This is a genomic window from Acidaminobacter sp. (assembly GCF_030247605.1).
In the GTDB taxonomy this organism is placed as follows: domain Bacteria; phylum Bacillota; class Clostridia; order Peptostreptococcales; family Acidaminobacteraceae; genus Acidaminobacter.
Genome location: NZ_JAOTSB010000056.1, coordinates 1 through 4,959, shown reverse-complemented (window position 1 = coordinate 4,959; position 4,959 = coordinate 1). Strand labels below are relative to the sequence as shown.

Genomic DNA, 4,959 nt, shown 5'->3' with positions numbered 1-4,959 from the left:
CATCAGATATTATTCAATTTAGTTGTCATCAAATTACTCCTTTCATCTTGTTTAAAATATATATAGCAATTTACATGCCAACGACTCACAATATAGGTTCATCGAAGTTATCATTTAAATTTTAATGATATTCCCGCTATTGGGGGTGTATTGAATAGCGGTTTGAAAGATATTCGTCTAAATTTTTTAAGCAAATATCTAAAATATTGATTTAATTTATAGAAATTAGACATACTTTCAATTAACATATTTTTTTATAAATCCTAATAGAACATTTGGTAGTATGATATACCACATTTTTAGTAAATTGATCAAACTATAGTTTAATTATATTTTGTTGATATATCATTAGTTTATGTCTTATTAAAGACTAGATTAATAATCCTGAATTGTCGAACTATTAATAATCTCGCTTCAAAATGCTTAATACTCACTTGGAATCTGACAATTAACCTTAATAATGGTTAGCCAGATCCAAGTTTTAGAGTATTATAATCCTAGTTTACAGTTCGACCGAACTGTGTAATTGCATGGATTTGGTTGTTAATCAGGGTTTTTATCAGGGTTGATAATCAGGGTTTTGGTAAAGCGTTTTGGTTCTTTAATATCTCTAAATTATCGGCGCGATCTTAGAGGTATTTGCAGTAAGAAGTTCTCATGTTTGTCATCTCAGCAATGATGTCGTCCACGTTGAGGACCATTTCCATCATGCCGATCTGATCTTCGTAGACATCTGCGTCTACGTCAGCCTTGAACTCTGGCTCTACCGCATGGTAGACAGAAAGTCCAAGTGCTACGCCTGCAAGGCTTCCTGCAAACGTTGGGTCACCATTGGTGACGGTCTCAGCTGCAAGACCAGCTGATTCTGCTTCTGCTGCGCCGAAGATAACTACGACATTCTCATGTCCGTACTCATCTGCTAAAGATTTAACCCTGTTCTGATTCTCCAAATCCATGGCCCCTGCAGCCGTTCAGACAAAACACTCTGTTGCGGAATAGACGACGGTCGCTTCGCTATTCGTCTTGACGCATTCTTCGATCGCTTGGCCCGGAACACCGTCGCGGTCGCCAATGATGATCACTTTTTTATTAGCTAAAATACCCATGCTTTACACCCTTTCAATATTTTTTACCGGAGGTACAATTAATACGCACCGGAGTACTGCCATTATAAATTAACAAGGCACCGCTTCTTTTGCGAGGAAGCCCGCTTCCGCAAGCAATTTGATTGCGAGCTCAAGCTTCTCTTCAGCCACCATGACAATGGGTCCGGTGCAGCCCATGCCGCTTTCCGCATAGACGCCCTGCTTCCAAAGCGCTTTGACCGCATCTTCAAGGTCCATGATGTCAATGCCTGAAACGGAGCCGGTGACGACTTCTTTCGCAGGCGCTTTAACTTCTGTTTCTTCTTCCGCTGCAGCTGATTTTTTTGTATCCTTGGTTAGTCCTTGAACAATCTTGTCAAAGCCCGCTGCGCGAACTTTTGCGAACTCCGCTTTAGCGACTTCTTTCAGATTGCCCTTAGCGAGCATGGCACCATAACGGATCGCGTTCGCGACTACCGGTACGCCGGAGGCTCTTGAGAGAATCAGGATCGCGCGCTCATAGTCAAAGCCTATGCCAGGGCCATAGCCAAAGCCAGTGGCTTCATAGCTTCCGCCGGTAGTAAAGGAAGAGAACATCTTCATGAGGATGTTGCCCGTCAGGGTATCTGTGACCATGACGTCGACAGAGCCCATGAGCAGGTCGTTGCCGCGCATGACGTTGCCGCCGTCTGAACGGCCGGACTCGCCAAAGCTGAGGTCATAGCCTGCAGCGATCAGTTCTTTGAGTCCGCGCTCAACCGTACGCGCGTTGTCGACATTCAAAATGCCCACTGAAGGTTTTTGGATGCCCATTGCTTTTGCCGCGATCACACCATAAATGGCGTTTTTCAGCATAGCTTCTGTACGGTTGGTCGCAGACGTTCCCGTTGTCGTCGCTATGAACATTTCACGGCCTATTCCCGGTGTGACCACACGGCCAACCGTTGAAACGCCAATTGGGAACGTATAGTGCATGGTGACACAAGACTGGATATAGCCGCTGTCCAGAAGCTCTTCCATCTTCCCATGCATTTCGTCTTCGGAATTGATTTCGATCACTTCAAGGGAAGTGTCGCACTTTGGTCCAATCAGGACAATATCATAGTCCGCGTCGCGAGCCGCAAGTTCTGCGCCTTTGACGAGGTTATCCACGCCATGCTCGCTGCCAAGGGTAGTCAGGCCCACGCGAACGCGGCTGCCGAACTTACCGGTTTGAATGGCATCCGCGATTTCGAGGAAGGCACTTCCCAGGATCTTTTTTACTTCGAGGTTCTCAGACATATTAGCCCCTCCTTACGCGTTTAGCAAGTGAGCGGCAAAACCTCTCATGGCTTCTGCGATCATGGTGTTGATTTCTTCCTTGGACACGGAAGCGCCTTCAGAAGCAGTCTCGCCGCTGTTTCTCTCGACGACAATGGAAACACCGTCAAAGAGGTTTGTCATACGGCCGAGGAACAGGGAGCCTTTGCCAACGATCATCGCGCGGTTTAAGCTGCCAGTCGTCAAATCATCAATGGCAAAACCAGCATATGGCACGCCGGATGGAATGTGGCCCTGTGTAGGTGCCCAGCCATTCATGCCGTGCTTCTCAACGAATTCGCCCAGCTGTGTGCGCTCAAGCTCACCGCGCTTGACGCCAATCGCTGCGATTATTTTGTAGTTGGCTTCCGGAACATCACCGGCACCCGCAGGCTTCGTGATATCAGGATTTTGCATTTCGACGGAGTACTTATCAATATCCGTCACTTTGAGGTTGCCTTTGTCGAGCGGCATAGAGATCAAAGCCGTGATAACCGCCTGTGGAGAAGAGCCTGTGCCGACGTTGTGCTTGCCGACGAGATCCGTTCTGAGAACCGGGCTGACACCGTCATTCTCAGAAATCAGGAGCGCAAATCCGCCGAGAACGTCCTCAAGAATTAGAAGGCCTTTCTTGACATGGTCTTTGCCGTTCATGCCAAGCTTGGCAGTTGCGCCGCCAGCGACGATGACGACGTTTTTATAAGTGCCGGCTTTAACGAGGGAAGCCGCTGTAATCAGAGCGTGAGTTGGTGCCGCGCAGAAGCCTCTGAGGTCAGAACCGGTCGCGTTGACAGCGCCGCCCATCTCAGCAATGGATTTTGCGAAGTTACCGCCGCCGCGTTGGTTCATGTCGCCACACGCTTCTTCAGAGCACTCGATTACATAATCAATGGTGAGTGGATCAATGTTGTTTTTAGCAACCAAGTGTTTGAATGCGAGAATGCCGGATGCCTTAACAACGAGGTTTTCAAACATGACATGAGCATTGAGGTTGACGTCGACATCATGGGCTTTCTTGACGCAGCCGACGAGTTTGCCGTCATGGTAAATTGCCTCTGCATGGTGGACACTCACGAGCTCTTCGATCATGGCAAGGGAATCGCCTTCGCCAAGCCTAGCGAGCTCTTCCGGAGTCGTCAGAGCATTCTTGCCGTATTCTGCCTTCGCCAGATCCGTAAAGGACTTCTCGAGTTTGACAAGGTCAAAGACGTCGGAAATCTTGAGCATCGCAATAAATTCGATTTGCGGCATGATCTCGCCAAATTTGCCAAAGCGGCTGCTGCCTGGAACGTCAACGCCGACCCAAGGCTTTTCGAGCTTGCCAAGGGCTTCAGGCGTGAGGTTGCCAATATACGTCTGGTTAGGCGCGTAGTTGACCACTTCCTCGAAAGTACGAAGATGGTCTGGAACTTTCTTGAGGTATTCTGAATCAGGATTCATTGCTTTCTCAACTGTTTGAGTCGTACCGTTGTGCATGATCATGTCCGGCGTGTGCACGAGCACATAACCGGCCGCTTTCAATACTGCGTAGGACATTTTACACCTCCAGTCGGTATACTTCTATTAATGAGCTTTCTTAATATGAGGTGATTAACAGCCCTATTAATATCAGGTTTTGAAGCTTTTTTTCGTCACTTCGTCAACTTCTTGTCCGACTTCGTAAAACATAATGGTCGGATGGATAAGCACTTTCTGAGAAATTGCCAGTCTTCTGGTATTGGCTGTATTTAGTTTTCAGAATTTGACCTTGCCGTCATTTCAGTAATTGACAAGCAAAAAGCTATCTACCCGAAGCACAATTGTCGTTATCCAGCATTAACATGTCTTCCTCCTTAAATTGGTATATTTGATCACTTATGACCCTCATTAGGCAACAACTTATTCGCAAATAGAACATACAAAACAAGTTGAAAAAAAGTGTAAAAATGGTCAATATGAAATCACTATTTGAATAAGTAATGCAGACGAACAGCAATTATCTCAGAAAATTTTAAATCGCAAAGAAATCTACGTCATAAGTCACGCAAATACAGAACCTTTACCAGTCAGCTCCTGCTCAACTAGAAAGTTAATTTTCTTCGATTACATACCTGTGGTGAAGTACAATACTTTTAATATGAAGAAGTTAAAGATTTCAATTTCAGTCACCTTGAGATCACCATTTCTTAAGATTGATATCTTAACTACATCTTGTTATATCTACTGCAATTTTTGTGCCAATAATAATAGTTTTAATGATTTTTTATGCTTTTTCTCATTCTCATCCTAATAATTGAAACTTGCGCTGTTTATCAAACATATCGATAAAGAATGAAAATCTGCTGTATTGATTACATCGCAGCATTTAACAAAATTGAATCATTTCTGAAGATTTTATCGGTTTCTAACCAATTGAATCAAACTTCACTGCTTTTATCATTTTCCAAACAAGCAGTACAGCATTTAATCAATCAATCTGGCCATACATTTGAAGTTAAAATGGTATGAATCTAAATCTATTTAATAATTTTATTATATTGACTGTTTAGTGTTCCATAAGCAATATTGAATAATAAAAAAATTACATCTAATATAT

3 protein-coding genes are annotated in these 4,959 nt (G+C 44.4%); all 3 read right to left on the bottom strand.

The window, feature by feature from the left end; all coding sequences use genetic code 11:
• Nucleotides 1-629: 629 nt before the first annotated feature.
• The 3 genes from grdA to grdC all read right to left on the bottom strand — a co-directional run bounded on the left by grdA (nt 630) and on the right by grdC (nt 3,920).
• A complete protein-coding gene (gene grdA / locus OEL90_RS14925; RefSeq protein ID WP_300689885.1) occupies nt 630-1,106 on the bottom strand; it encodes a glycine/sarcosine/betaine reductase complex selenoprotein A in 477 nt (158 codons plus the stop codon).
• A gap of 69 nt (nt 1,107-1,175) precedes the next feature.
• Nucleotides 1,176-2,366 carry a glycine/sarcosine/betaine reductase complex component C subunit alpha gene (grdD, locus tag OEL90_RS14920; RefSeq protein WP_300689883.1) on the bottom strand — a complete coding sequence of 397 codons (1,191 nt, stop codon included), beginning with the start codon at nt 2,364-2,366 and terminating at the stop codon, nt 1,176-1,178.
• Between the two features lie 12 nt (nt 2,367-2,378).
• Nucleotides 2,379-3,920 (bottom strand): glycine/sarcosine/betaine reductase complex component C subunit beta, encoded by a 1,542-nt coding sequence (gene grdC, locus OEL90_RS14915; RefSeq protein ID WP_300689880.1) that lies wholly within the window; start codon nt 3,918-3,920, stop codon nt 2,379-2,381.
• Between the last annotated feature and the right edge of the window lie 1,039 nt (nt 3,921-4,959).

Excerpts from the sequence above, each read along its gene's own strand:
- grdD (WP_300689883.1), bottom strand. The coding sequence starts at position 2,366 with ATGTCTGAGAACCTCGAAGTAAAAAAGATCCTGGGAAGTGCCTTCCTC.
- grdC (WP_300689880.1), bottom strand. The coding sequence starts at position 3,920 with ATGTCCTACGCAGTATTGAAAGCGGCCGGTTATGTGCTCGTGCACACG.